The following is a 24,052-nucleotide window of genomic DNA, read 5'->3' on the forward strand; positions in this document are numbered from 1 at the left end:
CTTCGTCGCCTCCGGACGCCCCCGGAGCTCCCGCCCTTGGAGAACAGCCGTGCCCAGCAACGCTCCCGGCCCGCCCGCCGCCGTGCTCTGCGCCTGCCGGACGGGCCCCCGCGACCGACTCGTGCTCGCCGCCCTCGGAGGCGGACCCACCCGAGGCTCCTGCCCGCCGACCCGGCCCGAACGGCCCCCGCCCGCCCACTCGTACGACGGAGGAGAAGAAGCCGCCCCATGAGCGCCACCTACGACCGGCTGGTCGAGATCCTGACGAGACTGCACGACGCCCCGGCCGGCCGGTTCACCCCGCAGGCCACCTTCGCCGACCTCGACGTCGACTCGCTGACGATGGTCGACATCAGCATCCGCATCGAACGCGACCTCGGCGTGACGGTGCACGACAGCGAGCTGCGGCCCACCCTCACCCTCGCCGGCACCGCGGCACTGATCGACGCCAGGCAGGCCGGCCGGCCCTCTCACGAAGGACGCCCCTCATGAAGATCACCGAACAGCTCGGCTCGGCCCTCGGCGCCACGGTCGAGGACTTCGACCACACCAGCGCCTCCGGCGCGGACATCGAGGCGCTCAAGCATCTCGTCTACACCAAGAAGATCGCCGTCCTGAAGGGACAGAACCTCACCCCCCGGCAGTTCCTGGACCTCGGCAGGCGGCTGGGGCGTCCCGAGACGTACTACGAGCCGATGTACCACCACCCCGAACTCCGGGAGATCTTCGTCTCCTCCAACGTGCCGGAGAACGGCAGGCAGATAGGCGTGCCGAAGACGGGCAAGTTCTGGCACGCCGACTACCAGTTCATGCCCGACCCCTTCGGCATCACCCTGATCCACCCCCAGGTCATCCCGCAGAGGAACCGCGGCACCTACTTCATCGACATGGGCAGGGCCTACGAGAAGCTGCCCGGGGATCTCAGGAAGCAGGTCGCGGGCACCTACTGCCGGCACTCGGTCCGTAAGTACTTCAAGATCCGGCCGCACGACGTCTACCGCCCGCTCTCCGAGATCATCGAAGAGGTCGAACGCAAGACCCCGGCCGTTCGCCAGCCCACCACGTTCACCCACCCCCTCACCGGCGAAACGGTCCTGTACATCAGCGAGGGCTTCACCGTCGGCATCGAGGACGCGGACGGCAAGCCGCTCGGGGACGACCTGCTGCACCGCCTCTTCGAGGCGACCGGCCAGCTCGACGACACCTTCGAGCACGACAACATCCACCTGCAGGGCTTCGCACGGGGCGACCTGCTGATCTGGGACAACCGCAGCCTCATCCACCGCGCCCGGCACACGGCCACGCCCGAGCCGACCGTCTCCCACCGCGTCACCGTCCACGACGAGCGCAAGCTGCACGACGGGATACCTGCGGCATGACCACAGCCTCCGTCCACCGCTCGTACGCCACCGACGCCGACCTGCTGGAACGCGTCCTGGCGCCCTACAAGGCGCACTGCAAGTACGTGAAGTCCGCCGTGGTGACCGCCGGCCCCGAACACACCTCGGCGCGCTGCGAGTTCGCGATCCCCGAATCCTGCTACATCGACGACACCGGCCACCTGAACTCGGTCGAGGTCAACATCGCCTACAACCAGATGATGTACTACCTCGTCGCGAAGGCCGTCCAGGAAGAAGCCCTGGCCGGGTTCGAGAACTGGACCCTGGACGACTTCTGGCAGCACCAGTTGCCGGACATCCTCATCGCACGCTTCACCGGCAGCTTCCGGCGTCCGGTCAACCCCCGCTCCTTCTTCGGGGAGATGGAGTTCCTGTCCGTCACCCGGCGCGAGCGCGGCGACGGCAAGCCCTTCCTGCGCGCCGAGACCTCGTACCGCTACTGGGACGCCGAAGGCGGCCGGTGCGACGGCACGGCGACGCTCGCGTTCGTCAACGTCCCCTGAGAAACGGAACGGATCGCCCATGGAGACACTCGTCCAGACCATCCGCTTCCACGCCGCCCGGCAGCCCGGCACCCCGGCCGTGCTCTGCGAGGGCCGCAGCCTGTCGTACGGCGACCTGCACCGCGCGAGCAACCGCATCGCCCACGCCCTCGGGGCCGCCGGACTCACCGAGGGCGACCGCGTGGCGTACCTGGGCAAGGAGTCCGAGCATTACTACGAGATCCTCTACGGCTGCGCCAAGAGCGGCACCGTCCTGGTCCCCGTCAACTGGCGGCTCACCGCACCCGAGGTGAGCCACATCCTCCAGGACTCCGGCACCAGACTCCTGTTCCTGGAGCCGGAGTTCGCGCCGATCGTGGAGCGCATGCCGACCGCGCCGCCGGCGACGGTCGTCCCCCTCGGCCCCGGCTTCACGGCGTGGACGGCCGAACACCCGGACACCGACACGAAGGCCGAAGCCGACGCCGGCACCCCCGTCGCCCAGCTCTACACCAGCGGCACCACCGGCCTCCCCAAAGGCGTGGTCCTCGCCCATCGCAGCTTCTTCGCCATCCGTGAGGCCCTGGCGAGCGAGGGGCTCGACTGGATCGACTGGCGGGACGGTGACGTCGCGCTCGTCGGTATCCCCGGCTTCCACATCGGCGGCCTGTGGTGGGCCACGCAGAACCTGAACGCGGGGACGACCATCGTGGCGATGCGCGCCTTCGCCGCCCGCCATGCCGTCGACCTGATCCGCGATCTCGGCATCACCACGGCCTGCGTGGTTCCGGCGATGCTCCGCATGATGCTCACCGAACCGGGCGTCGGCGCCGAGGACTTCACCACACTCCGCAAGACCGTCTACGGCGGCTCCCCGATCTCCGAGAGCCTGCTGGAGGAGAGCATCGCCGTACTGGGCTGCGAGTTCGCACAGATCTACGGGCTCACCGAGACCGGCAACACCGCCGTGTGCCTGCCGCCGGCCGACCACGTCCCCGGCGGACCGCGCATGCAGGCCGCGGGCCGCCCCTATCCGGGCGTCCGCGCCAAGGTGATCGACGACGCGGGCAACGACCTGCCGCCGGGCGAGATCGGAGAAGTCTGCCTCCACACCCCTGCGCGGATGGTGGAGTACTGGGGCCTGCCCGACAAGACCGCCCAGACCCTGGTCGACGGCTGGATCCGCACCGGCGACGCGGGATACGTCGACCAGGACGGCTACCTCTTCATCCGGGACCGGATCAAGGACGCCGTCCTCGTGGCCGGTGAGAACGTGTACCCGGCCGAGATCGAGAACGTGCTGGAGCACCACCCCGGTGTGGCCGAGGCGGTGATCGTCGGAGCCCCCGACGAGCGCTGGGGCGAACGCGTCCACGCCTTCGTCGTACCCGTCCCCGGGGAGCAGCCGAGCCCACGTGACCTGCACACCTTCCTCGTTCCGCGCCTCGCCGCCTTCAAGCTGCCCTCGCGCTACGAGTTCATCGACCACGTACCGCGCAACCCCAGCGGCAAGATCCTCCGCCGCGAACTGCGCGACCGCTTCTGGGGCGAGCGCGCCCGCAAGGTCAACTGACGCCGCCGACACCGTCGTGGAGAGAGCTCATGCCTGAACCCCTCACCCCGGAGCGCTTCCGCGCCGACCTCGCGGAGTTCCTGTACCTGCGGCCCGACGAAGTCGACCTGGACGAGAGCCCGCTGGACGCGGGCCTCGACTCCCTGCGCATCGTCACCCTGCTCGAACGGTGGCAGGCGGCCGGTGCCGAGGTCAGCTTCGTCGACCTCGCCGAACGCACCTCCTTCGCCCAGTGGTGGCAGCTGCTGGCCGGACGCCAGGGAGGTGCGGCACATGCCGGCAACTGAGCCCGCGCACCGCCGACCGCTGCTGGCCGCCCAGGAGGGCATCTGGACGGGCCAGCGGCTCGACCCGGACAGCCCCGCCTACAACACGGCCGAGTACGTGTGCATAGACGGCCCGGTGGACGCGGCCGTCTTCGGCACCGCGCTCCACCACGTCGTCGCCGAGACCGAAGCCCTCAACGTCACCTTCGCGACGGACGGGGAAGGACACCCCTGGCAGTTCGAGACCCCTGTGGGCGACTGGCAGATGCACACCGCCGACCTCACCGGGAAAGCCGACCCGCACTCCGCCGCCCTCGCATGGATGGCCACGGACATGGCCCGGCCCGTGGACCTGACCCGCGGCCCGGTGTTCGGCCACGCCCTGCTGAGGACCGGGAGCGACCAGTACCTCTGGTACCACCGCGTGCACCACATCGCCCTCGACGGCTTCGGCCTTTCCCTGGTGGCCCGCCGCGTGGCCCAGGTCTACACGGCCCTCGTGGCGGGCGAGCCGGTACCCGGGAGCGGCTTCGGCACAGTGGAATCCGTCCGCGCCGAGGAACACGCCTACCGGCAGGGCCCTCGCTGCGCCAAGGACCGCGCCTACTGGACCGGTCGGTACGCCGACCGCCCCCCGGTGGCCACGCCGGCCCGTCGCACGGCCCTGCCGGCCCGCACCTTCCACCGCCGCGTCGCCGATCTCGACGCGACCCGGGCCGGCGCCCTGCGCACGGTCGCCCGCGAGCTGTCGGTGACCTGGTCCGAGGTGCTGCTCGCGGCGACCGTCGCCCAGCTGCACCGGGTCACCGGTGCACCGGAGATCGTGCTGAGCCTGCCGGTCATGGGCCGGCTCGGCTCCGTGTCACTGCGCGTGCCGGCGATGGTGCGCAACATCCTTCCCCTGCGCGTCGGCGTCTCGGCCGACGACAGCCTGCGCGACCTCACGGCCCGCGTGAGCCGGGAACTGCGCGCCGGTCTGCCGCACCAGCGCTACCGCTACGAGCAGCTGCGCCGCGACCTGAAGCTGCTGGGAGGCGGGCGCAGACTCTCCGGTCCCGGCGTCAACATCATGCCGTTCGAGTACGACCTGCGGTTCGCCGGGCACCGCAGCACGGTCCACAACGTCTCCGCGGGGCCCGTCGACGACCTGGCGGTCAACGTGTACGACCGCTCCGACGGCACGGGGCTGCGGATCGCGGTGGACGCCCATCCCGATCTGTACGACGCGGATGAAGTCGCCTCGTTCCAGGACGGGTTGCTCGCACTGCTGGAGGAGGCGGTGGCCGCGCCCGACCGGCCCCTGTGCCCGGCGTCCGTACCGGTTCTGGACGGCGGACCGCTGCCCGGTCCGCCCCGCCCCGTGCTGAGTCTGATCGCCGACCACGCCGCCCGCCGGGGCGGAGCCGTCGCCGTGGAGCATGCCGGGGACAGCCTCACCTATGCCCGCCTGTACGGCAGCGCACGTGACATGGCCCGCCGCCTGTCGGCGCGGGGCATCGGCCGGGGCAGCCTGGTGGCCGTGGCGCTGCCCCGGGGGATCGACGCCGTCACCGCCGTCCTCGGCGTGCTGTTGTCGGGTGCGGCCTACTGCCCCCTCGACCCGGCCGCCCCCGCCGACCGGACCGCACAGCTGCTGAGCGAGTCCGGCCCCGCCCTGGTCCTGACGACGGCCACCGCCGCGCACACCTTCGCCGGCACGCCCGTCCTCACGCCGGGCGAGCCGGATCCGGCCCCGGGCCCCATGCCGAAGGCGGCAGCGCCCCAGGACCCCGCCTACGTCATCCACACCTCCGGCTCCACCGGCCGCCCCAAGGGCGTCGAGATCAGCCACGGCGCCCTGGCGAACTTCGTGGCCGGTGCCACGTACCGCTACGGGCTGCGCCGCGAGGACAGGGTCCTGCAGTTCGCACCGCTCCACTTCGACGCCAGCGTGGAGGAGATCCTCCTCACGCTGTGCACCGGCGGCACCCTCGTCGTCCGCACCGACGGGATGACGGAGTCGGTCCCACGGTTCCTGGACGACTGCGCACGCCTGGGGGTGAGCGTGCTGGACCTGCCCACCGCGTACTGGCACGAACTCGCCCACACGCTCTCGACGGGTACGGCCGCTCTGCCCGCGGGAGTCCGTGCCGTGCTCATCGGGGGCGAGGCGGCACTCCCCGAACGGGTGGAGCGCTGGCGCAAGGCCGTCGGCACCTCGGTCCAGCTGTTCAACACGTACGGCCCGACCGAGGCGACCGTGGTCGCCACCGTCGCCGACCTGCACGACCCCGCGCTCGCCCCCGGTGACGTCCCGATCGGGCTGCCGCTGCCCGGCACCAGGGCTGCCGTCGTCGGCGGGGAACTGTACCTCCTGGGCGACAGCCTGGCCCTCGGCTACCGCGGGGCCCGCACCCCCGACGCCGACCGGTTCGCCCCGCTCACCGCGCTCCCCGGCGGTCCCCGCGCCTACCGGACCGGCGACCTGGTGGACATCGGGGACGACGGACAACTGCGGTTCCTCGGCCGGGCGGACGAGGAATTCAAGATCAGCGGACACCGCGTCCATCCCGCCGAGGTGGAGAGCGCGCTGCTGACCCACCCGCGCATCCGTGAGGCGGCGGTCGTCGGACGGACACTGCCGGACGGCACCCGCCGTCTCGCGGCCCATCTGGTGGCGGACGCTCCGGCCCCGTCCGCCACCGAGGTGAGGGCCCATCTGCGGACGAGGCTGCCCGCGGCGGTGATTCCCTCGGTCGTCGAACTCCACGACCGCCTGCCCCGCACCGGAGCCGGCAAGATCGACCGACCCGCGCTGAGCGCATCCAGCGCATCCACCGCACCCCAGGCCCCCATCGCCGGCAGCCGACCGGAGCGGACCATCATCGGTGCCTGGCAGCAGATCCTGGGTACCGACGCCATCACCGCCGACGACGATGTCTTCGACCTGGGCGCCCAGTCCCTCCAGGCCATCCAGGTCGCCAACCGGCTCGGCGTGGAACTCGGCCGCGACGTACGCGTCGCCTGGCTCTTCCAGTACCCAACCGCCGCCGGACTCGCCCGGTTCCTCGACGACCGCCCGCCCGCCGCCCCCGGCCTCCCGGCGGCCCTGCACACCGACACCGTCCTCGACCCGGACATCCGGCCCGGTACCGGTCACCGTCCCGACGGGCAGCCCGGTTCCGGTCACCGTCCGAACCGGCCACGGCGCATCCTGCTCACCGGCGCCACCGGCTTCGTCGGGGCGCACCTGCTGGCGGAACTCCTGGCCGCCACAGGAGCCGAGATCGTCTGCACCGTCCGCGCGCGCACCACCGGCGAGGCCGTGGACCGGGTCCACCAGGCACTGGAGCATCACCGCCTCGCGCTCCCGGAGGCCGTCGAACACCGCATCACCGCTGTCCGCGCCGACCTGGCCCGCCCCGACCTCGGTCTCGCCCCGGGCCTCCTCGGTGAACTGGCCGCGACCTGCGACGCGATCTTCCACAACGCCGCGACGGTCAGCATCCTGCGTGAGTACGGCACGCTGCGCGCGGTCAACACCGAGTCCACCCGGCACCTGCTGCGCCTGGCGGCCGGACGGTCGATCCCCCTCCACCACATCTCCACGCTGTCCGTGGCGCCGCCCGCGAGCCTCGGCCCCGAGGTGATGGAGGCCTTCCTGCCGCCCCACGCCGGTCTGCGCCACGGCTACCAGCAGTCGAAATGGGCCTCCGAACGACTGCTCGAACAGGCGGCCGGGCGTGGTCTGCCGGTGACCGTGCACCGTCTGGGACGCGTGGTCGGACCGGCCGCATCCGGATACGTCAACACACGCGACTTCCTGTGGAGTGTGCTGCGGGCCGGCATCCCGGCAGGGATCCTCCCGGAGCTGTTCGAGGACGAGATCTGGACACCGGCCGACCACGTAGCCCGGTCCGTCGTGCACCTTGCCCTCACCGCCACCGGCCCGGTCTTCAACCACGCGACGGGGCCGCGGATCCGACTGAGCGACCTCTACGACTGGGTCGAGGAGTACGGCTATCCCGTACGGCGCCTGCCGCCGGCCCCATGGCGTGATCAACTGCCCCGTACTGCCGACGTCGCCGCCACCACGCTCGCCTTCTTCGAGTCGCACGAGAGCGGCGGGACCGACGGGAGCGATGCCTCCGACCTGCGCCTCGGGCGCGTCCATGCCGACAACGTCCGCACAGGACTTCTCGGGAGCGGCATCACCAGCCCACCCGTCGGCCGCGACCTGGTCTTCCGGTACCTCGACCACTGCGTGGCCGCCGGGGAACTGCCCGCACCGGCCGCACGACCACCGCGTCCGGCACCCTGCGCGAAGTAGTCGGACCCGGCCGGGAACTCATCGCCTTCACGCCACGACTACTGCAACGGAACACCACCGAGCACTGCGAGCAAGGAGCCTGCATGTCCATCAAACGGCCGGTCGCCACAGCCCTGGCGGCGGCCCTGTGTCTGGTCACGGCGGCATGCGCCGGCTCCTCGAAGGACGAGCGGGCGAGCGGCGGACAGGCCGGTGCCGGCGCATCGACGGCCGGACATCCCGTGACCGTCGAGAACTGCGGCCGGAGCGAGACCTTCAAGAAGGCACCCGGCCGAGTGGTCGTCATGAACGGCGCCTCGGTCGCCGAGGTCTCGACCCTCCTCGCCCTCGGCCTCGGCGACAGGATCGTCGCCAACGAGCAGAGCTACGGCATGAGCGAGGTACCCGGCCGGGCCCGCGCCGTCAAGGCACTGCCCACGGGGAACATCAAACTCAACGACGCCTACGACATCCCCCGCGAAGCCATGCTCGGCCTGCGCCCGGACCTGGTGCTGTCCACGACGTCGTACGGCTTCGACGAGAAGAACGGCTTCGCCACCCGCGACCAGTTGCGGCAGGTGGGGGCCAACACCTACGTCTCCCCGCAGGGCTGCAAGCAGGACACCTCCAAGATGACCGTCGCCGACAGCTACACGCTGCTGCGCGACATGGGGAGGATCTTCGGCGTCACCGACCGCGCGGAAAAGCTGATCGCCGCCTCCGAGAAGCACATCGCCGAGGTCGCCGCAAAGGTCAAGGGCAAGAAGGCACCCAAGGTCATGGTGCTCTTCTCCAACATGTCCATGGGCGGCAACGCCTTCAGCTCGGTCGTCGCCCACGGCATCTACAACGACATCCTCACCAGGGCCGGCGGCTCCAACGCCTTCGAGTCGGCTTCCAGGACCGCCTTCGCCGACCTGAGCAAGGAGAAGGTCGCCGCCACCGACGTCGACGCGCTGGTCGTCATCGGCTACAACGACCCCGACCCGGCGGCCTACGCCAGGAAACTGCTGAAGGAGTTCCCCCAGTGGCCGGCCGCCAGGAAGAACACGTACGTCGTCCTGTCCGACTCGATGTACCTCGGCCCGAGCAACGACCTGGCCGTGCAGAAGATCGCCCGGATGCTGCACCCCGACGCGTTCCGAGCGGGCCGGCCCGGCTGAGGGCCGCCCTGGCCTTCACCCTCCTGCCCGTCGCTCTGGCCGCCACCATGATCGTGGCGATCAGCATCGGCGCGGTCACCGTCCCGCTCGGCGACGTGTGGGGCATCGTCTGGCACCACGTCAGCGGGCAGGGCGCGTCCGGCGACCTCGCGACCGACCAGATCGTCTGGAACTTCCGCACGCCCCGGGTGGTCCTCGCCGCCCTGGTCGGCGCGGGTCTGGCCGTCTCCGGGGCGGTGCTGCAGACCGTGGTGTCCAACCCGCTCGCCGACCCCGTCGTCCTCGGCTTCTCCTACGGCGCCACGCTCGGCGCGGTGCTGGTCATCACCCTGGGCGGCGGCGTGGCACTCGCCGGGCTCGGGGTGTCGGCGGCGGCCTTCCTCGGGGCGGTGGCGGCAGGTGCACTCGTCTTCGCGCTCGGACAGCGGCGGGGCCGGATGGCCCCCACCCGGCTGGTGCTGGCCGGGGTCGCGGTCGGCTACGTCTTCCTCTCGGCGACGAGCTACGTCCAGTTGCAGGCGACGCCGACCGAGCTGCGCACCGTGATGTTCTGGATGCTGGGCAGCGTGGCCGGCGCCCAGTGGGACCAACTCCCCACGGTCGCCGTGGTGGTCCTGGCCGGCACCGCCCTGCTGACACTCTTCGGACGGCGGCTCAACGTCCTGCTGGCCGGCGACGAGTCAGCCACCGCACTCGGTGTCGACGTCAACCGGCTGCGCGCGGTGCTGCTGGTGCTCAGCGCACTCCTGACCGGCACCGTCATCGCCGTCGCCGGCAGCATCGGCTTCGTCGGCCTGATGATCCCGCACCTGGTCCGCCTCGTTCTCGGCGCCGACCACCGCCGCCTCCTTCCCCTGACCGCCCTGCTGGGCGCCCTCTACCTGGTCCTCGTCGACCTCCTCTCCCGCACCCTCGACCGCCCCAACGAACTGCCGCTGGGCATCCTCACCGCCCTGCTCGGCGCACCGTTCTTCCTGTGGCTGTTGCGCCGCAACAAGGGCCTGGACTGAAGCATGAAACTCACGGTCGACCAGCTCCATGTCACCCTGGACCGCCGCCGGATCCTGCACGCCGTCAGCCTGGAGGCCCGCAAGGGCGACATCGTCGGACTCGTGGGCCCCAACGGCAGCGGAAAGTCAACTCTGCTGCGTACCGTCTACCGCTCCCTCCGCCCGGCGCAAGGCGTGGTCAGGGTCGGGGACGACGACGTCTGGGCCCTGTCCGCCCGCACCGCGGCGCGCCGCACCGCCGCCGTCCTCCAGGACGCCACCGGCAACACCAGCGGCCTGACCGTCACCGAGATCGTCGCGCTCGGCCGCGCCCCGCACCACGGGCTGCTGGGCCGCGACGGCGCCGACGACCGGCGCGCCGTGGAGGACGCCATCGACCGGTGCGGCGTACGGCCCTACGCGGACCGGGACTACGCCTCCCTGTCCGGAGGCGAGCGTCAACGTGTCCTGCTGGCACGGGCCCTGGCACAGGACCCCCGGCTGCTCGTGCTCGACGAGCTGACCAACCACCTGGACATCCGCGCCCGTTTCGAGCTGCTGGACCTGATCCGCGCCACCGGTGTCACCACGCTGGCGGTCCTGCACGACCTCGACCTTGCCGCCCGGCTCTGCGACCACATGGTGGTCCTGCACGAGGGGGCGGTGGTCGCGGCGGGGCCCGTCCTGGAGGTGCTCACCCCGCAGGTGCTCGCCGACGTCTTCGGCGTGCGTGCGACCGCGGGACGGCACGCCGACGGCGTCGTCCGCATCACGTACGCGGCCCAGCCCCTCGCCCGCACCGAGGGCAGGCGGCAGGACGAGACGGGCGACGTGAGCGATGGGGAGGACGAGGCGGGCGACGAGACGGGCGACGTGAGCGATGGGGAGGACGAGGCGGGCGACGAGACGGGCGACGGGAACGGCGCGGAGGGCGACATGGCCGTGGCGACAGGCGACCACTGATACGGAGTCGGACGCCCCCTCCGGCCGGTGGCTCGCACCAGGCGGCCCGCGGGACAGGCAGCCGCCCCGCCGGGAGTGCGCACCCGGCGCGGGACGCTACAGCCGGGCGACGATCAGGGCGATGTCGTCGTGGCCGCCGCCGACGACGCCGAGGCGGGACAGCAGGACGTCGGCCAGGTGGTCGGGCATGAGCCGGGGGTTGTCCGTGAGCGCGCCGGTGAGACGGTCCAGGCCGGTGTCGATGTCCTCGTGGCGGCGTTCGATGAGCCCGTCGGTGTAGAGGACGAGGGTGTCGCCAGGTGCGTAGGGCAGGGCGGCCCGGGGGCGCGGGACGTGGACCGGGCGGGCTCCCAGGGGCGGATCGGTGGCCTGGTCGAGCAGGACGAAGGTGCCGTCGGGGCGGACCAGCACGGGCGGCGGGTGGCCGGCACTGCTGTAGCTGATGTGCTGCCGGCCGGTGTCGATGACGACCTTGACCGCGGTGGTGGCCAGCGCTCCTTCGACCGAGCGTGCGTACAGGCCCAGGACCTCCATCGCTCTGGCCGGGTCGTGCAGGGCGCGGACGGCGGCGGACAGCGCGCTGCGCAGCATCCCCATGGCCGCGGCCGCCTCCAGCCCGTGGCCGACCACGTCGCCCACCGCGAGGGAGAATCCGAGGCCGGGCAGGTCCACCACGTCGTACCAGTCACCGCACACGTTGAGCCCTTTGGTCGCGGGCAGGTAGCGCACCGCGACGTCCGGGTGCCGGGCCAGGTCCGGCGACTGCATCATGGCCTCCTGGAGGGTGACGGCGACCTTCCGCTCCCGGGCATGGGCCTGCCGCAACTGCTCGTTGATCAGCTGGAGTTCGCGCGCCCGCGCATACATCTCGGCTTCCATGGCTTCGCGCTCGCTGAGCGATTGGCCCGGCTGTGTCCGGGCGGCACGGGAGAGAACGAACGCGGTCACGTCCTCCACCCGGTGGATGATCCATGCCACCTGCCCGTCCGGCCCGAGCACGGGGGTGTTGACGGGGGACCACCACCGTTCCTCGAACACCCCGGGGTGAGCGGGTACGGGGATGTCGTACTTCTGCACCGCCATGGTGTCCGGCTCCTGCGAGTGCAGGACCCTGTGCAGGGACGCACTGAGGTTGCGCACCCCGTCGGCCTTGGAGTCCGCCGGGTTGTCGGGGAAGGCGTCGAAGAGGTACTGCCCGACGAGGTCGTCGCGTGAGCGCCCGGTCGCCCGGCAGTAGGCCGCGTTGACGTCGAGGATCACGAGGTCGGGGCCCAGTACCAGATACGGGCTGGGGGTGGCGGCGAACAGCGCCTGGTAGTCGATCGGCGAGGTGGGCACAGGCGCGCTCCCGTCCTTTCCGGAGGTCTCCCCTCCGATTCCACTATGCACCGCGCCACCGGTCTGCACCGGGCCGACGCCGGGTCCGTGCCGGTTCGGCCGAGGCCTGCTGCGCCTGGCGGAACTCGCACGTCGACGTGGGGAGGAACGGCTCCTGCCGTGCCGCCGGCATTGCCTTCGTCTTCATTCATTGCAATGGTGCGTTGCATTCAGCGTCAGCGTCATTGCATCAATTTGGCGCCACTGAACTGGGAAAGCGCGGTTCTGTAGGTTGCTCAAATCGTGAATGCAACGTAGCTTTCGGTGTGCGGAAAACACGTCATATCGCGAGATGGGGAATGGTCATGAGTGAGTCCCTCCACACCGTCACGACGCTGCCCACGGCCCGTCGGTCCGGCTGCCCCTTCGACCCGCCGGCAGAGCTGCTCGACGCCCGCCGGCACGGCCCCGTCAGCCGCTTCAGCCACCAAGGCGGAAAACCTGGCTGGCTGATCACCGGATACGACCTGGTCAGGTCGGTCCTGGCCGACTCGCGGTTCAGCTCGCGCAAGGATCTGCTGAACGTGGGCGACTTCGAGGTTCCTCCGGCACCACCCGGCGAGTTCCTCCTCATGGACGAGCCGCAGCACGGGCGCTACCGCAAGCCGCTGATGGGCAAGTTCACGGTACGGCGGATGCGCCTTCTCACCGAGCGCATCGAGCAGATCACCGCCGACTGCCTGGACGCCATGGAGAAGGCCGGTCCGCCGACCGATCTGGTGACCGCGTTCGCCAAGCCCATCCCCACCATCGTCATCTGTGAGCTGCTGGGGGTGCCGTACCAGGACCGGGGCTCCTTCCAGGAACAGATCGACACGTTCATGGGAGGCGAGACGAGCGAGGAGGAGCTGATAGCGGCCTACACCGCGACCCAGGACTACCTCGCGGAGCTGGTGGCCGCCAAGCGCGAGAACCCCACCGACGACGTCCTCAGCGAACTCACCCGCAGCGATCTGACCGATGAGGAACTGAAGGGGATCAGCCTGATCCTGCTGGCCGCCGGATTCGACACCACCGCGAACATGCTGTCCCTCGGCACCTTCGCGCTGCTGCAGAACCCGGCGCAACTGGCCGCGCTGCGCGCCGACCCCGCGCTCACCGACGCGGCCGTGGAGGAGCTGCTGCGGTATCTGAGCGTCGCCAAGACGTTCATGAGGACGGCTCTTGAGGACATCGAGCTGGGCGGCGTGACCATCGAGGCGGGCACGACGGTCGTCCTGTCGTACAACACCGCCAACCGCGACCCCGAGCGCTTCGCCGACCCCCACGTGCTCGACCTCCGAAGGCAGGACGTGGGCGGGCACCTGGCCTTCAGTCACGGCATCCACCAGTGCCTGGGGCAGCAGCTGGCCCGCGTCGAGATGCGGGTCGCGTTCCGCGCACTGGTCGACCGGTTCCCCACGCTGCGCCTTGCCGTACCGGCCGAAGAAGTGGGTCTGCGCCCGGAGACCGCGGACATCTACGGGGTGAAGAGCCTCCCGGTCACCTGGGACACGGAGGGGGCATGAGCACGATGCGCCTGCACGTCGACCGTGAGCGCTGCATCGGCGCCGGAATGTGCGCCCTGACCGCCCCCGAGGTCTTCGACCAGGATCCCGACGACGGACGCGTGCTCCTGCTGCACCCGGTGCCGCCCACCACCCATCGCGCGGCCGCACGGATGGCCGCCGGAGTCTGCCCCTCCCGGGCGATTACCCTCCACGGGCAGGAACCCGGCGGCTCCTGACGCCGGGGCGACCGCACCCGGACCGAGAACCGCGCGCCGCACACCGGTGGGGGCTCCCGGTCCGGGTGCTGCACGTGTCACGCATCCGCCGGACACACGTCACGCCTCGTGGCCTTCGAGGCGACGGGGCCGTGCGGGCCGAGGGGATCATCGGGGCAAGTCCGAGCGCCGTACCCGACGCCATGGCGACGGCGTTCGCCGGTGGCCGATTCCCGCTGGTGTCAGCATCACGTCAGCATCCGGCCGATGACCGTCAGCATCGCGTCATCGGCCCCCCGAGTAGCGGGGTGGGCGGGCATGGCGTCAGCGGCCTGGATCCGCAGATCAGTCCGGCCTACGCCGAACTGCAGACCCCGCGCGTCGCCCGCGAGCGCGGGATGAGCGAGGAGGCCGTACGCAAGCTGGTCGCGCAGTGCACCAGCGGCCGCGGCCTGGGCATCCTCGGTGAACCCGCCGTCAACGTGGTCGAGCTGAACGCAGCCCTCGACCGCACCCGTCCCGTCTCGGCCAAGGGGGCCTGAACATCATGTACGGCTGGCTCCAGGCCACCCTGATCCTCGCGGTCGTCGTCGGACTCCACGTCCCGCTCGGCGACTTAATTGGCCCGCGCCCTCGACGGCGGTCCCCACAAGCGTGCCGAGGGCGCCCTCTACAAGGTCTGCGGCATCGACCCGGACGCCGAACAGGACTGGCGGCACTACCTGTTCGCCCTCCTCGCCTTCGGCCTCGCGGGCATCGCGGCGCTCGTCGCCCTCCTCACCCTCCAGGCCAAGCTGCCCTGGTCCACCAGTCACGCAGGCATGCCGTGGCGGCTCGCGCTGCACACCGCGGTCAGCTTCACCACCCACACCAGCTGGCAGAACTACGCCGGTGAATCCGCCACCGGACACCTCGCGGTGATGGCGGGGCTCGGCGTCCAGGCGTTCGCCTCCGCGGCCGTCGGCATCTGCGCCGCACTCGCCCTCATCCGGGGCCTGGTGCGCCGCGACACCGACCGGCTCCGCAACTTCTGGGTCGACCTCATCCGCACGGTCTTCCGGATCGTCCTACCCCTCTCGATCGTCTTCGGCATCCTCCTCATGGCCCTCGGTGTACCGCAGAACTCGCCGGTCCCCTGGCCCGTCAGCAGCCCGGTGTCGTCACTGTCGGCACCCTGCAGGCCCGCGGCGTCAACTTCGTCGCCCTGGCCACCGGAGCCGCACTCGTCCTGGCGCTGCTCAACTTCCTGCCGGCCCTCTCCCTCGGGCCGCTGGCGGAGGGGCTGGTCTAGCGTCGCGAACTCCGGTCGGGCCGGCCTGCCCTTCTTCGCAGGCCGGTCCGACGGGGCGAGGTCAGGAGAGCCCGGAGGCCCTGAGGACCGCCTGCATCGTCTCGTCGTCGATCCGATGACCGAGTCGTTCCAGGACGTCCGCTCCGTGGCGCAGGGTGCCGCGCTCGATGGAGCGGCGCAGGCCCGTGTCGAGCTCGTGCCAGATCAGCGGGTTGGCGGCAAGGACGCGGGGGTCGAGTTCCAGGCGGTGACCGTGGACGTCCCGCAGGACCAGGTGCGAGGAGACACCGTCGTACTGCCGCACGGCTGCCAGCGCGTGCGTGTGGACGACGAGCCGGCGCCAAGGGGTACGGACGGCAAGCCAGCCCGGGCCGGCACTCACCCGTTGCGGCAGCAGGACGACGCACACCGCCGTCGACAGGGCCGCCCAGAGGAGGGCGCGCGGCACCGTCAGGGTGCCGGCGTCCCAGTCGACCGTGAAGGCGAGCGCACCGAAGATCAGGGCGCAGCCCACCGCGAGCCGGGCGCTGCCACGCCAGTGGCGGTCGCCGGCCGGGGCTGCCGGTCCGCTCCGTCGCATGTCGCTGACGCTAGGCGTGCCTCATGGTCCGGGCGACCGCTGCATACGCGGTCCTGACGCCGCAGGGACCGATCCTGACGAGATTCTTACGCTGCGCTCGCCCCGGCCGGTACGGAGCCTCGGGCAGGGGCGCGGTCACGTTCCGCATCGCATCTCTGCGCTCGCTCGGCGGGGCCCGGGAACGACGCCGCTCAGGACCGGACGCCCAGCGTCATGTCGTACGGCGTCTCCCTGCCGTCCCGCAGCCAGGTGATGCGCAGCCGCAGGCTGCTCGCGTCCGGATGCAGGGAGGGCGCCGCCGTGAGGCTGCCGTCGGTGTGGGTGCCGTCCGGATGGGTGCCGTAGGCGCCACCGCGGTCGCCGTACTCGTTGCCGAGATCGTCCTGGGCTTCGATGAGCGGGAGCACGGGGATCCCGGCGTCGGCCTCGGGGAGTGGCGGTGTGATCCGGTAATGGAGGGTGAAGGAGTCGTCCTCGCGCTTCAGCCGGGTGACCGTCAGCCGATGGCTGCCGTCCAGGATCGCAAGGGTGAGGAGCGGGGATTTCCTGGGCACGGGGATCTCCTTCATGACGGGGCCGACGCCAGGACCTGTCTCTCGGATCCTGCCGGGGCCGCGAGCCCCTGGCACGCACCTGCGCGGCGCACCGGACCCCGCTCGGGTCCGCCGCGAGGCACGGTGACCCGAAGCCGGCCCGATCCGAAAGAAAGACCCTATGCGCTGAGCCGGTCGTGTGCCACGGGGCTCCCGACGGCGTAGTGGACGTACTCGCGGACCAGGCGGAAACCGGCGTGCCAGGCCAGGAGGCGGCTGGCGCGGTTGTGGAGGGAGCAGCTCCAGCTGGGTGTGTGGCGGCGGGCGGTGATGTCCGTGCACAGGGCGATGACGCAGCCGAGGGCGAGGTGGTGGCGTCTGCGGTCGGGGACGGTGTAGACGGCCACGTCCTCGTAGCCGGAGCCGCGGAAGTAGGTGCAGGCCACCGCGAGGATCCGGCCGTGGCGGCCCAGCGCGGCCCAGGCGTGGCCACAGGCGGCGAGGCCGTCCGGCCCGCCCCAGCTGGCCGAGAGCCAGGACGCGTCCGTGCCGAGGGCCCGTACCGCGTCGGCGTCCGCCGGTTCCAGACGCCGTACGGTGACCCCGTGCGGGACGGCGGCGGGCCGTGGTCGGACCTGGAGCGTCCAGACCATGCGCTCCCACGGCGTGAGCCGGTCGAAGGCGGCGCCGAGGGTTGGCAGGAACCGTGCCGGAGCCTCGACCCGGTTGCCGGCCAGCGGGGCGAGGAGACGGGGTGCCAGCTCCTCCGGGTTGCCGCGCAGCACGACATGCCCGGCGCAGGAGACGGCGACGGCGCTCGGCTGGACGGGCCGGTCGGCCCACCAACGGCCGACACCCGTGGCCAGCACGTGCTCGCCGATCGTGGCGGGGCCGGGGGAGTGGGTGGGGAACCAGCGCGCGAGCACCCGTGGATCCGGCGGGGAGATCTCGATCATCAATGCCTCGTGGGGTGGGGAGGGGGTACGAAACGGGCGGGCGACCGGAGGATCGTTGATCCCTGTCGCCCGCCCCGAGGTGGACGGCGTGTGCCGCCCTGTTCCTCGTCAGCCCTGGTTCGCCTTGCCGCCGTGATTGGCCTTGTTCTTGCGGCGGGCCTTCTTCTTGCGGGCGCGTTTCGACATGTGCGTCAACTCCTCTGCGGGGGAAGGTTCTTCAAGCGGTACGGCCGACCAGCAGGTCCGCCAGCCTGCTGAGGCGCTTGACCGTGCGGTCCTCGGTCACCGCCGGGGCCGGGTCGACCCGCACGTCGCGGTCGTAGTAGGCACCGTTGACGATCTCGACCGCCGGGTCGCACAGCCGCACCACGTGCGCGGCGCCCTCGCCCGGGGAGACGCCCTCGTGGGCGTACAGGGCCAGCAGCGCGGTGTCGCAGACGCCGGGGTGGACGGAGACCGCGCTGACGCGCGGGTCGGCGGCGAACACCGTGAGGGCGAGCTGGGACTGCGCGTAGGCGGCGAGCCGGGAGTAGCGGCGGGCGCGGTTGGGGTCGGCCCACTGGATGGAGGCCGTGCGGTGCAGGGAGGAGGAGACGTTGACGACCCGGCCGCCCGGGGCGCTGGTCAGCGCCGGCTCCAGCAGGCAGGTGAGCAGGTAGTGGGAGAGGAAGTTGACCTGGAAGGCGATCTCGTTGCCGTCGGCGGTCACGGTGTGCCGCTCGGGGGCGGCCATGCCCGCGTTGTTGACCAGGACGTCGAGATGCGGGTGCTCGGTGACGACCTTGTGGGCGAGGGTCTCCACCTCGTCGAGGCGGGAGAAGTCGGCGGCGTACGTGCACAGTCGGTCCGCCGCGATGCCGGCGGTGGCGACCAGGGCGTCGGCGGCGGCGCGGGACTCCTCGGCGGTACGGCCGTGCAGCAGCACGGTGGCGCCGCGCTCGGCGAGCTGCCGTGCGGTTTCGAGGCCGATGCCGGAGGTGGCACCGGTGACCAGGACGGTACGGGAGGAAAGGGCGGAGTCGGACATGATCCCATCCGGGGTTGCGGGCACGCCGACGCGGCCCGGCGAGGGGCGGCGGACGTGCGGTGAGCGAGGATGAACGAGGGGCGCCGGAGCCGGTCACGGCGCCCCTCGGGTCACGGAAAGCGGCGTCGGCGGGACGCGGCACCGGCACGGCATGCGTCGGCGGGACGCGATGCCGGCGCGGCGCGGACGCTTCCGTTCAGCGCGGCGCGTGACGCGACGGCCGAGCGGTACTCGGCGGCCGGTCGAAGAGGAGCCATGCGCTGTTCACGACGTCCATGGAAGCCGTACCGCACATCCCGGGCAAGCCGAAACCCCGTTCTCTGACGGCGTTCTGACGTGCGCATACGCGACCTTGACGGACGAGCCGGGCGAACGCAGGAGGCTCACCCAAGGCCGGGCACCCCCGAGATCAGCAGGTCGATCAGCTTGATGCCCACGAACGGCAGGACCAGGCCGCCGAGACCGTAGACGAGCAGGTTGCGGCGCAGCAGGTCGTGGGCCGAGGAGGGGGTGTAGCGCACGCCGCGCAGGGCGAGCGGGATCAGCGCGATGATGATCAGTGCGTTGAAGATGATCGCCGAGGTGATCGCCGAGGTCGGGCTGTGCAGGCCCATGATGTTCAGCGACTCCAGGCCCGGATACGAGCCTGCGAACATCGCGGGGATGATCGCGAAGTACTTCGCCACGTCGTTGGTGATGGAGAACGTGGTCAACGCGCCCCGGGTGATGAGGAGTTGCTTGCCGATCTCGACGATCTCGATGAGCTTGGTCGGGTTGGAGTCGAGGTCGACCATGTTGCCCGCCTCCTTGGCGGCCGACGTGCCCGTGTTCATGGCCACGCCGACGTCGGCCTGTGCGAGGGCCGGGGCGTCGTTGGTGCCGTCGCCGGTCATGGCGACCAGCTTGCCGCCTTCCTGTTCCCGCTTGATCAGCGCGAGCTTGTCCTCCGGGGTCGCCTCGGCCAGGTAGTCGTCCACGCCGGCCTCTTCGGCGATGGCGCGGGCGGTCAGCGGGTTGTCGCCGGTGATCATGACCGTGCGGATGCCCATGCGGCGCAGTTCGGCGAAGCGCTCGCGGATGCCCTCCTTGACGACGTCCTTGAGGTGGATCATGCCGAGGACCCGCGGTCCCTCCCAGTCGTGCACCGCGACCAGCAGTGGGGTGCCTCCGGAGTCGGCCACGGCGTCGGCGTGGAGCCGTGCCTCGGGCGGTACCCGGCCGCCGTACATCTGCACCCAGTCGATCACCTGCTGGGCGGCGCCCTTGCGGATGGCGCACACGGCTCCGTTGTCCCAGCGCAGATCGACACCGCTCATCCGGGTCTGCGCGCTGAAGGCGACCCAGCGGGCGTTCGCCAACTCGCCCTCGGCCGGCGCTCGCAGCCCGTACCCGTTCTTGGCGAGGACGACGACGGAACGGCCCTCCGGGGTCTCGTCGGCCAGCGAGGAGAGCTGGGCCGCGTCGGCCAGTTGCCGTTCGTCGATGCCCGGGAGCGGGATGAAGGCGGCGGCCTCGCGGTTGCCGAGGGTGATGGTGCCCGTCTTGTCGAGCAGCAGGGTGTTCACGTCGCCCGCCGCCTCGACCGCCCGGCCGGACAGGGCGACCACGTTGCGCTGCACCAGCCGGTCCATGCCGGCGATGCCGATCGCGGACAGCAGGGCGCCGATCGTGGTCGGGATGAGCGTGACGAGGAGGGCGACCAGCACCGTCGTCGACTGCGCGGCGCCCGCGTACTCGCCCATCGGCTGCAGCGTGACGACAACCAGGAGAAAGACGATGGTCAGCGAGGCCAGCAGGATGTTCAGGGCTATCTCGTTCGGGGTCTTCTGCCGGGAGGCCCCCTCGACCAGGGCGATCATGCGGTCCAGGAAGCTGTGCCCGGGCCGGGCACTGACCCGTACGACGATCCGGTCGGACAGGACCGTGGTACCGCCGGTGACACCGCTTCGGTCGCCGCCCGCCTCCCGGATCACGGGCGCCGACTCGCCCGTGACCGCGGACTCGTCCACCGCGGCCACGCCGTCGATCACGTCGCCGTCGGCCGGGATCATCTCGCCCGCCTCGACGAGCACGACGTCCAGCGGCTTCAGATCGGTGGCGGCGACAGCCTCGGTGCGGGCGGTGGTGAGGTTCGTGCCGTAGCTCCAGTGCAGGAGCCGGAGCGCCACCGTGTCGGTGCGCGCCCTGCGCAGCGACTCGGCCTGCGCCTTGCCGCGGCCCTCGGCGACTGCCTCGGCGAGGTTGGCGAAGACGACCGTCAGCCACAGCCACAGGCTGATGACCCAGGTGAAGACGGCAGGGTGGAGTAATGCCGACAGCGTGGTGAGGACCGCGCCGACGGAGACGACGAACAGCACCGGGTTCTTCACCAGGACGCGCGGATGCAGCTTGCGCAGCGCGTCCGGGAAGGAGCGGACGAGCTGGGCGGGTTCGAACAGCCCACTCGGGGCCCGGCGGCGAGTCCGTCCCTGCGGTCCGGTCCGGGATGTGCTCCGGGGGCGTGAGGGTGGGGCCTGTTCGGGAGCAGCGGGAAGCATGGACACCTTCGTGCCTTGAGGGGGGACGGGGACTTCGGCCGCGGTCCGTGTGGTGCCGGGGCCCCGGCACCACACGGTGGCGCACGGACGTCGGCGCGGGACGGCGACAGACATCGTGCGCGGGTGCCTGTCTCGCGGACACGCACCGGACCGCATCGGAGCGACGACTCCAAAGTCGTGGGTGCCGCTGACGCCTGCGGCTCCCACCGGCGGCCGACAGCGAATTTAGCCCTGTTTGCGTCGACAGTTGCCGTACTGGGCGGGAAATTTGCGGCCCCCATACGGCGACTGCGTGCGCGCCGTCAAAGTGCCGTCAAACGACGCTGAAGAACCGTCAGGGACCCGTCAACGCGGGCCGCCGGTGGCCGGATCCGGTCGCAGACTGATCACCAACGGGGGACGGGCGACCGTCCGTGGCGTGACGTTGGAGGGACCGTGACTCTCACGGCCGGGTCGGCGCAGGATCCTCGCACCGAGGAAGGCGCAGCGCCACAAAGCGCGGTGGTCGCCCCGCACGGGGGCAGCCCCGGACCGCGGCAGCGAGGGGGTTCGCGGACGGCCGGACGGGGTCCGGGGCTGCGCCCGTGGCGGCAGACCGTGGCCGCGCGGGCCGCTCTGCGCCGCCGCTTCTGGGACACCGTGCCCGCGCGGCTGCGTCTTCTGCGCTCGGCCACGGTCCTGCTCACGGCCGCCCTCGCCGGGCTCCTGCTCGTGGCCTCCCTCGCCGCCCTCGGCACCTGGAACAGCGTGGCCGACCGGGACGCGCCCCGCACCACCAGCGCCGCCGATCTCAAGCTGGCGTTGAACGACATGGACGCCCAGGCCGCCAACATCCTTCTGTCGAACGGCGATGCGGGGAAGGGACGTCTTCGGACCCCGTACGAGAAGGCCGTCGGCTTCTACGGTGACTCCCGGCATGAGATCGGCCATGATCTGCGTGCCCTGGCCGTCGCCGCGCAGGGCAGCAGCGCCGACGAGAAGACCGTGGAGTCGCTGACCGACGACTTCGCCGAGTACCAGGAGCTGATCGGCCGGGCTCTGGAGAACGACGGTCACCACGGCGGCAGACCGGCCGCCCTGACCGACTACCGCCGCGCAACCGACCTGCTGCGCACCCGGCTCGTGCCCGCCGCCAACACCCTGGTGTCCTCGAACGACGCGGCCTTCGACGCCGAGTACGCCTCGGCCCGCTCCACCCTCTCCGCGCAGCTCGTCGCCGTCCTCGCACTCGGCGTCCTCCTGCTCGCCGTGCTCGGCGTTCTGCAGTGGTACCTGGCCCGCAGCTTCCGGCGCATCCTCAACCCCGGTGTCCTGGCCGCCACCGTCTGCACACTGCTCGCGGTGATCCTCGGATCCGGGATGCTGTCCGCCTCCGCCGACCACCTGCGGGTGGCCCGGCACGACGCCTTCGACTCGGTCGTCGCGCTGTCCCGCGCCCGGGCCCTCGCCTACGACGCCAACGCCGACGAGAGCCGCTACCTGCTCGACCCGCAGCGCCGCGACCGGTACGCCAACGCGTTCCTCGCCAAGTCGCAGGCGCTGTACGGCCTCAAGGGCGCGACGCTGACGACCTACGACTCCCGGCTGGCCACCACCTGGAGGGCGTACGAGACCGACCACCACGATCTGCGCTTCACCGGCGAGTTCCGCCGCGAGCTGGACAACATCACCTTCCCCGGCGAGCGTGCCGCGGCGGAGAAGACGGTGGAGACCTACGCCGTCTACCAGCGCGACGACCGCAGGATCCGCGCACTGGTGGCCGCCGGCAAGGAACGCGAGGCCGCCGAGTTCTGCATGGGGTGGGCCCCGGACACCTCCAACGCGCACTTCGAGGCATGGATGGCCGCCCTGGACCAGGTGACGGACATCAACCGCGCCCACTTCACCTCCTCCGTCCAAGGCGGCCGCTCCACGGTGAACGGCCTGCTTCCCTGGGCGGGCGGGTTGCTGGTGGCGGCGGCCCTGCTGTCCGTGCTCGGGCTGCGGCCCAGGCTGGCCGAGTACCGTTAGGAGTCCGTCAGCCGGGCCTCCCCAAGATCCCGCGCGCGCCGCAGCCCGCGGCGGCTGGTGTCGCTGCTGCGACGGCCGCTGCCGGGGCGAGCACCGGTCCTGTGGCGAGGGTCCCGGCCGGTGTCCCAGGCCGCTCCGCCTCCCGGCCGACCGGGCTTCCCGGCCCACCTGCCCCGGCCCTGTCGGGCCAGGTCACGTCAAGGCGGTGTCAAAGTCCCCGCGACCGACGCCAAGGAACCGCTAACACGTGGATCGAGCGCCCCGCGAAGCGGCTTCCTTGGAGGAGGAACCCTTCGGTGCAAGGGAATTCGATCAGTGAGCGGAGCGCATCGGCGGCGATGAACGACGTACGGCCCGGACGGCTGAAGGTCTACCTCGGGGCGGCCCCCGGGGTCGGCAAGACCTACCGGATGCTCGACGAGGGGCGCCGCCGTGCGGCGCGCGGGGCGGACGTGGTGGTGGGGTTCGCGGAGTGCCACGGGCGTCCGCACACGGAGGAGATGCTCGACGGCCTCGAAGTCGTGCCGCGCACTCGCTGCGCCTATCGCGGTGGCGGCTTCGAGGAGATGGACCTGGCCGCGGTGCTGGCGCGCCGCCCCGAGGTCGCCATCGTCGACGAGTTCGCCCACAGCAACGTCCCCGGGGACGGGCGCAACCCCAAGCGCTGGCAGGACATCGAGACGCTGATCGCCGCCGGCATCGACGTCATCACCGCGCTGAACATCCAGCATCTGGAGTCCCTCAACGACGTGGTCGAGAAGATCACGGGTGTGCCGCAGCACGAGAAGGTGCCCGACGAGGTCGTACGACGCGCCCAGCAGATCGAGCTGGTGGACATGCCGCCCGAGGGGCTGCGCCGACGCATGGCGCACGGCAACATCTACGCCCCCGAGAAGATCGACGCGGCCCTCG

At 71.4% G+C, this 24,052-nt stretch carries 21 protein-coding genes and 2 pseudogenes; 16 read left to right on the forward strand and 7 right to left on the reverse strand.

Features of this window, described 5'->3' with window-relative positions; genetic code table 11:
* The first annotated feature begins 228 nt into the window (after window positions 1–228).
* The 9 genes from ACFZCP_RS42820 to ACFZCP_RS42860 all read left to right on the forward strand — a co-directional run bounded on the left by ACFZCP_RS42820 (window position 229) and on the right by ACFZCP_RS42860 (window position 11,124).
* Window positions 229–492 carry a phosphopantetheine-binding protein gene (locus ACFZCP_RS42820; RefSeq protein WP_391442191.1) on the forward strand — a complete coding sequence of 88 codons (264 nt, stop codon included), beginning with the start codon at window positions 229–231 and terminating at the stop codon, window positions 490–492.
* Window positions 489–1,379, forward strand: coding sequence for a TauD/TfdA family dioxygenase (locus ACFZCP_RS42825; protein WP_391442192.1), 891 nt, complete (start codon window positions 489–491; stop codon window positions 1,377–1,379). Before ACFZCP_RS42820 ends, ACFZCP_RS42825 begins: the two co-directional genes overlap by 4 nt.
* Entirely contained in the window at window positions 1,376–1,903 is a 528-nt protein-coding gene (locus tag ACFZCP_RS42830) for an FcoT family thioesterase (protein WP_391442193.1), read from the forward strand. Before ACFZCP_RS42825 ends, ACFZCP_RS42830 begins: the two co-directional genes overlap by 4 nt.
* A gap of 19 nt (window positions 1,904–1,922) precedes the next feature.
* Entirely contained in the window at window positions 1,923–3,455 is a 1,533-nt protein-coding gene (locus ACFZCP_RS42835; RefSeq protein WP_391442194.1) for a long-chain-fatty-acid--CoA ligase, read from the forward strand.
* A gap of 29 nt (window positions 3,456–3,484) precedes the next feature.
* Complete coding sequence (locus ACFZCP_RS42840) at window positions 3,485–3,742, forward strand: phosphopantetheine-binding protein (protein WP_362699140.1); 258 nt, start codon at window positions 3,485–3,487, stop codon at window positions 3,740–3,742.
* Window positions 3,729–8,030 (forward strand): amino acid adenylation domain-containing protein, encoded by a 4,302-nt coding sequence (locus ACFZCP_RS42845; protein ID WP_391442195.1) that lies wholly within the window; start codon window positions 3,729–3,731, stop codon window positions 8,028–8,030. Before ACFZCP_RS42840 ends, ACFZCP_RS42845 begins: the two co-directional genes overlap by 14 nt.
* A gap of 83 nt (window positions 8,031–8,113) precedes the next feature.
* A complete protein-coding gene (locus ACFZCP_RS42850; protein WP_362699144.1) occupies window positions 8,114–9,172 on the forward strand; it encodes an ABC transporter substrate-binding protein in 1,059 nt (352 codons plus the stop codon).
* Between the two features lie 47 nt (window positions 9,173–9,219).
* Window positions 9,220–10,182 carry an iron chelate uptake ABC transporter family permease subunit gene (locus ACFZCP_RS42855; protein WP_391442196.1) on the forward strand — a complete coding sequence of 321 codons (963 nt, stop codon included), beginning with the start codon at window positions 9,220–9,222 and terminating at the stop codon, window positions 10,180–10,182.
* Window positions 10,183–10,185: 3 nt separating this feature from the next.
* Window positions 10,186–11,124, forward strand: coding sequence for an ATP-binding cassette domain-containing protein (locus tag ACFZCP_RS42860; protein WP_391442197.1), 939 nt, complete (start codon window positions 10,186–10,188; stop codon window positions 11,122–11,124).
* A 96-nt stretch (window positions 11,125–11,220) separates the two neighbouring features.
* On the opposite strand, the gene ACFZCP_RS42865 is transcribed toward ACFZCP_RS42860, so the two are convergent.
* Window positions 11,221–12,462, reverse strand: a complete 1,242-nt coding sequence (locus ACFZCP_RS42865) for a SpoIIE family protein phosphatase (RefSeq protein WP_391442198.1) — start codon at window positions 12,460–12,462, stop codon at window positions 11,221–11,223.
* A gap of 344 nt (window positions 12,463–12,806) precedes the next feature.
* On the opposite strand from ACFZCP_RS42865, the gene ACFZCP_RS42870 reads away from it, so the two are divergent.
* From ACFZCP_RS42870 to ACFZCP_RS42890, 5 genes and pseudogenes are all read left to right on the forward strand, one after another.
* Window positions 12,807–14,009 (forward strand): cytochrome P450, encoded by a 1,203-nt coding sequence (locus tag ACFZCP_RS42870; protein WP_391442199.1) that lies wholly within the window; start codon window positions 12,807–12,809, stop codon window positions 14,007–14,009.
* Window positions 14,006–14,227 (forward strand): 4Fe-4S domain-containing protein, encoded by a 222-nt coding sequence (locus ACFZCP_RS42875; protein WP_391442200.1) that lies wholly within the window; start codon window positions 14,006–14,008, stop codon window positions 14,225–14,227. Before ACFZCP_RS42870 ends, ACFZCP_RS42875 begins: the two co-directional genes overlap by 4 nt.
* Before the next feature lie 287 nt (window positions 14,228–14,514).
* On the forward strand, window positions 14,515–14,748 hold the full coding sequence (locus tag ACFZCP_RS42880) for a potassium-transporting ATPase subunit C (RefSeq protein WP_391442201.1): 234 nt from the start codon (window positions 14,515–14,517) through the stop codon (window positions 14,746–14,748).
* A gap of 78 nt (window positions 14,749–14,826) precedes the next feature.
* Window positions 14,827–15,317, forward strand: a pseudogene (locus ACFZCP_RS42885) (potassium-transporting ATPase subunit KdpA); the annotation flags it as partial.
* A 24-nt stretch (window positions 15,318–15,341) separates the two neighbouring features.
* Window positions 15,342–15,497, forward strand: coding sequence for a potassium-transporting ATPase subunit KdpA (locus ACFZCP_RS42890; protein ID WP_391442204.1), 156 nt, complete (start codon window positions 15,342–15,344; stop codon window positions 15,495–15,497).
* Window positions 15,498–15,558: 61 nt separating this feature from the next.
* On the opposite strand, the gene ACFZCP_RS42895 is transcribed toward ACFZCP_RS42890, so the two are convergent.
* The 6 genes from ACFZCP_RS42895 to kdpB all read right to left on the reverse strand — a co-directional run bounded on the left by ACFZCP_RS42895 (window position 15,559) and on the right by kdpB (window position 21,130).
* On the reverse strand, window positions 15,559–16,077 hold the full coding sequence (locus ACFZCP_RS42895) for a hypothetical protein (protein WP_362699165.1): 519 nt from the start codon (window positions 16,075–16,077) through the stop codon (window positions 15,559–15,561).
* A 191-nt stretch (window positions 16,078–16,268) separates the two neighbouring features.
* Complete coding sequence (locus tag ACFZCP_RS42900; RefSeq protein WP_362699167.1) at window positions 16,269–16,631, reverse strand: hypothetical protein; 363 nt, start codon at window positions 16,629–16,631, stop codon at window positions 16,269–16,271.
* 158 nt (window positions 16,632–16,789) lie between these two features.
* A complete protein-coding gene (locus ACFZCP_RS42905) occupies window positions 16,790–17,566 on the reverse strand; it encodes a GNAT family N-acetyltransferase (RefSeq protein WP_362699169.1) in 777 nt (258 codons plus the stop codon).
* Between the two features lie 108 nt (window positions 17,567–17,674).
* Complete coding sequence (locus ACFZCP_RS42910; protein WP_391442205.1) at window positions 17,675–17,752, reverse strand: 50S ribosomal protein bL37; 78 nt, start codon at window positions 17,750–17,752, stop codon at window positions 17,675–17,677.
* 31 nt (window positions 17,753–17,783) lie between these two features.
* Window positions 17,784–18,593 (reverse strand): SDR family NAD(P)-dependent oxidoreductase, encoded by an 810-nt coding sequence (locus ACFZCP_RS42915; RefSeq protein WP_362699171.1) that lies wholly within the window; start codon window positions 18,591–18,593, stop codon window positions 17,784–17,786.
* Between the two features lie 383 nt (window positions 18,594–18,976).
* Window positions 18,977–21,130 (reverse strand): potassium-transporting ATPase subunit KdpB, encoded by a 2,154-nt coding sequence (gene kdpB / locus ACFZCP_RS42920; protein ID WP_391442202.1) that lies wholly within the window; start codon window positions 21,128–21,130, stop codon window positions 18,977–18,979.
* A gap of 597 nt (window positions 21,131–21,727) precedes the next feature.
* Here kdpB and ACFZCP_RS42925 point away from each other — a divergent pair.
* Together ACFZCP_RS42925 and ACFZCP_RS42930 are read left to right on the forward strand one after the other, a co-directional pair.
* A complete protein-coding gene (locus ACFZCP_RS42925) occupies window positions 21,728–23,140 on the forward strand; it encodes a hypothetical protein (protein ID WP_391442203.1) in 1,413 nt (470 codons plus the stop codon).
* Window positions 23,141–23,478: 338 nt separating this feature from the next.
* Window positions 23,479–24,052 (forward strand): annotated as a pseudogene (locus ACFZCP_RS42930) (histidine kinase); the annotation flags it as partial.

This window comes from Streptomyces sp. NPDC007971, from assembly GCF_042958635.1.
Taxonomy (GTDB): Bacteria; Actinomycetota; Actinomycetes; order Streptomycetales; family Streptomycetaceae; genus Streptomyces.

What these genes read in the sequence shown, in the direction of transcription:
- ACFZCP_RS42820 (WP_391442191.1), top strand. Translation starts at nt 229, where the DNA reads ATGAGCGCCACCTACGACCGGCTGGTCGAGATCCTGACGAGACTGCAC.
- ACFZCP_RS42825 (WP_391442192.1), top strand. Translation starts at nt 489, where the DNA reads ATGAAGATCACCGAACAGCTCGGCTCGGCCCTCGGCGCCACGGTCGAG.
- ACFZCP_RS42830 (WP_391442193.1), top strand. Translation starts at nt 1,376, where the DNA reads ATGACCACAGCCTCCGTCCACCGCTCGTACGCCACCGACGCCGACCTG.
- ACFZCP_RS42835 (WP_391442194.1), top strand. Translation starts at nt 1,923, where the DNA reads ATGGAGACACTCGTCCAGACCATCCGCTTCCACGCCGCCCGGCAGCCC.
- ACFZCP_RS42840 (WP_362699140.1), top strand. Translation starts at nt 3,485, where the DNA reads ATGCCTGAACCCCTCACCCCGGAGCGCTTCCGCGCCGACCTCGCGGAG.
- ACFZCP_RS42845 (WP_391442195.1), top strand. Translation starts at nt 3,729, where the DNA reads ATGCCGGCAACTGAGCCCGCGCACCGCCGACCGCTGCTGGCCGCCCAG.
- ACFZCP_RS42850 (WP_362699144.1), top strand. Translation starts at nt 8,114, where the DNA reads ATGTCCATCAAACGGCCGGTCGCCACAGCCCTGGCGGCGGCCCTGTGT.
- ACFZCP_RS42855 (WP_391442196.1), top strand. Translation starts at nt 9,220, where the DNA reads ATGATCGTGGCGATCAGCATCGGCGCGGTCACCGTCCCGCTCGGCGAC.
- ACFZCP_RS42860 (WP_391442197.1), top strand. Translation starts at nt 10,186, where the DNA reads ATGAAACTCACGGTCGACCAGCTCCATGTCACCCTGGACCGCCGCCGG.
- ACFZCP_RS42870 (WP_391442199.1), top strand. Translation starts at nt 12,807, where the DNA reads ATGAGTGAGTCCCTCCACACCGTCACGACGCTGCCCACGGCCCGTCGG.
- ACFZCP_RS42875 (WP_391442200.1), top strand. Translation starts at nt 14,006, where the DNA reads ATGAGCACGATGCGCCTGCACGTCGACCGTGAGCGCTGCATCGGCGCC.
- ACFZCP_RS42895 (WP_362699165.1), bottom strand. Translation starts at nt 16,077, where the DNA reads ATGCGACGGAGCGGACCGGCAGCCCCGGCCGGCGACCGCCACTGGCGT.
- ACFZCP_RS42905 (WP_362699169.1), bottom strand. Translation starts at nt 17,566, where the DNA reads ATGATCGAGATCTCCCCGCCGGATCCACGGGTGCTCGCGCGCTGGTTC.
- ACFZCP_RS42910 (WP_391442205.1), bottom strand. Translation starts at nt 17,752, where the DNA reads ATGTCGAAACGCGCCCGCAAGAAGAAGGCCCGCCGCAAGAACAAGGCC.
- ACFZCP_RS42915 (WP_362699171.1), bottom strand. Translation starts at nt 18,593, where the DNA reads ATGTCCGACTCCGCCCTTTCCTCCCGTACCGTCCTGGTCACCGGTGCC.
- kdpB (WP_391442202.1), bottom strand. Translation starts at nt 21,130, where the DNA reads ATGCTTCCCGCTGCTCCCGAACAGGCCCCACCCTCACGCCCCCGGAGC.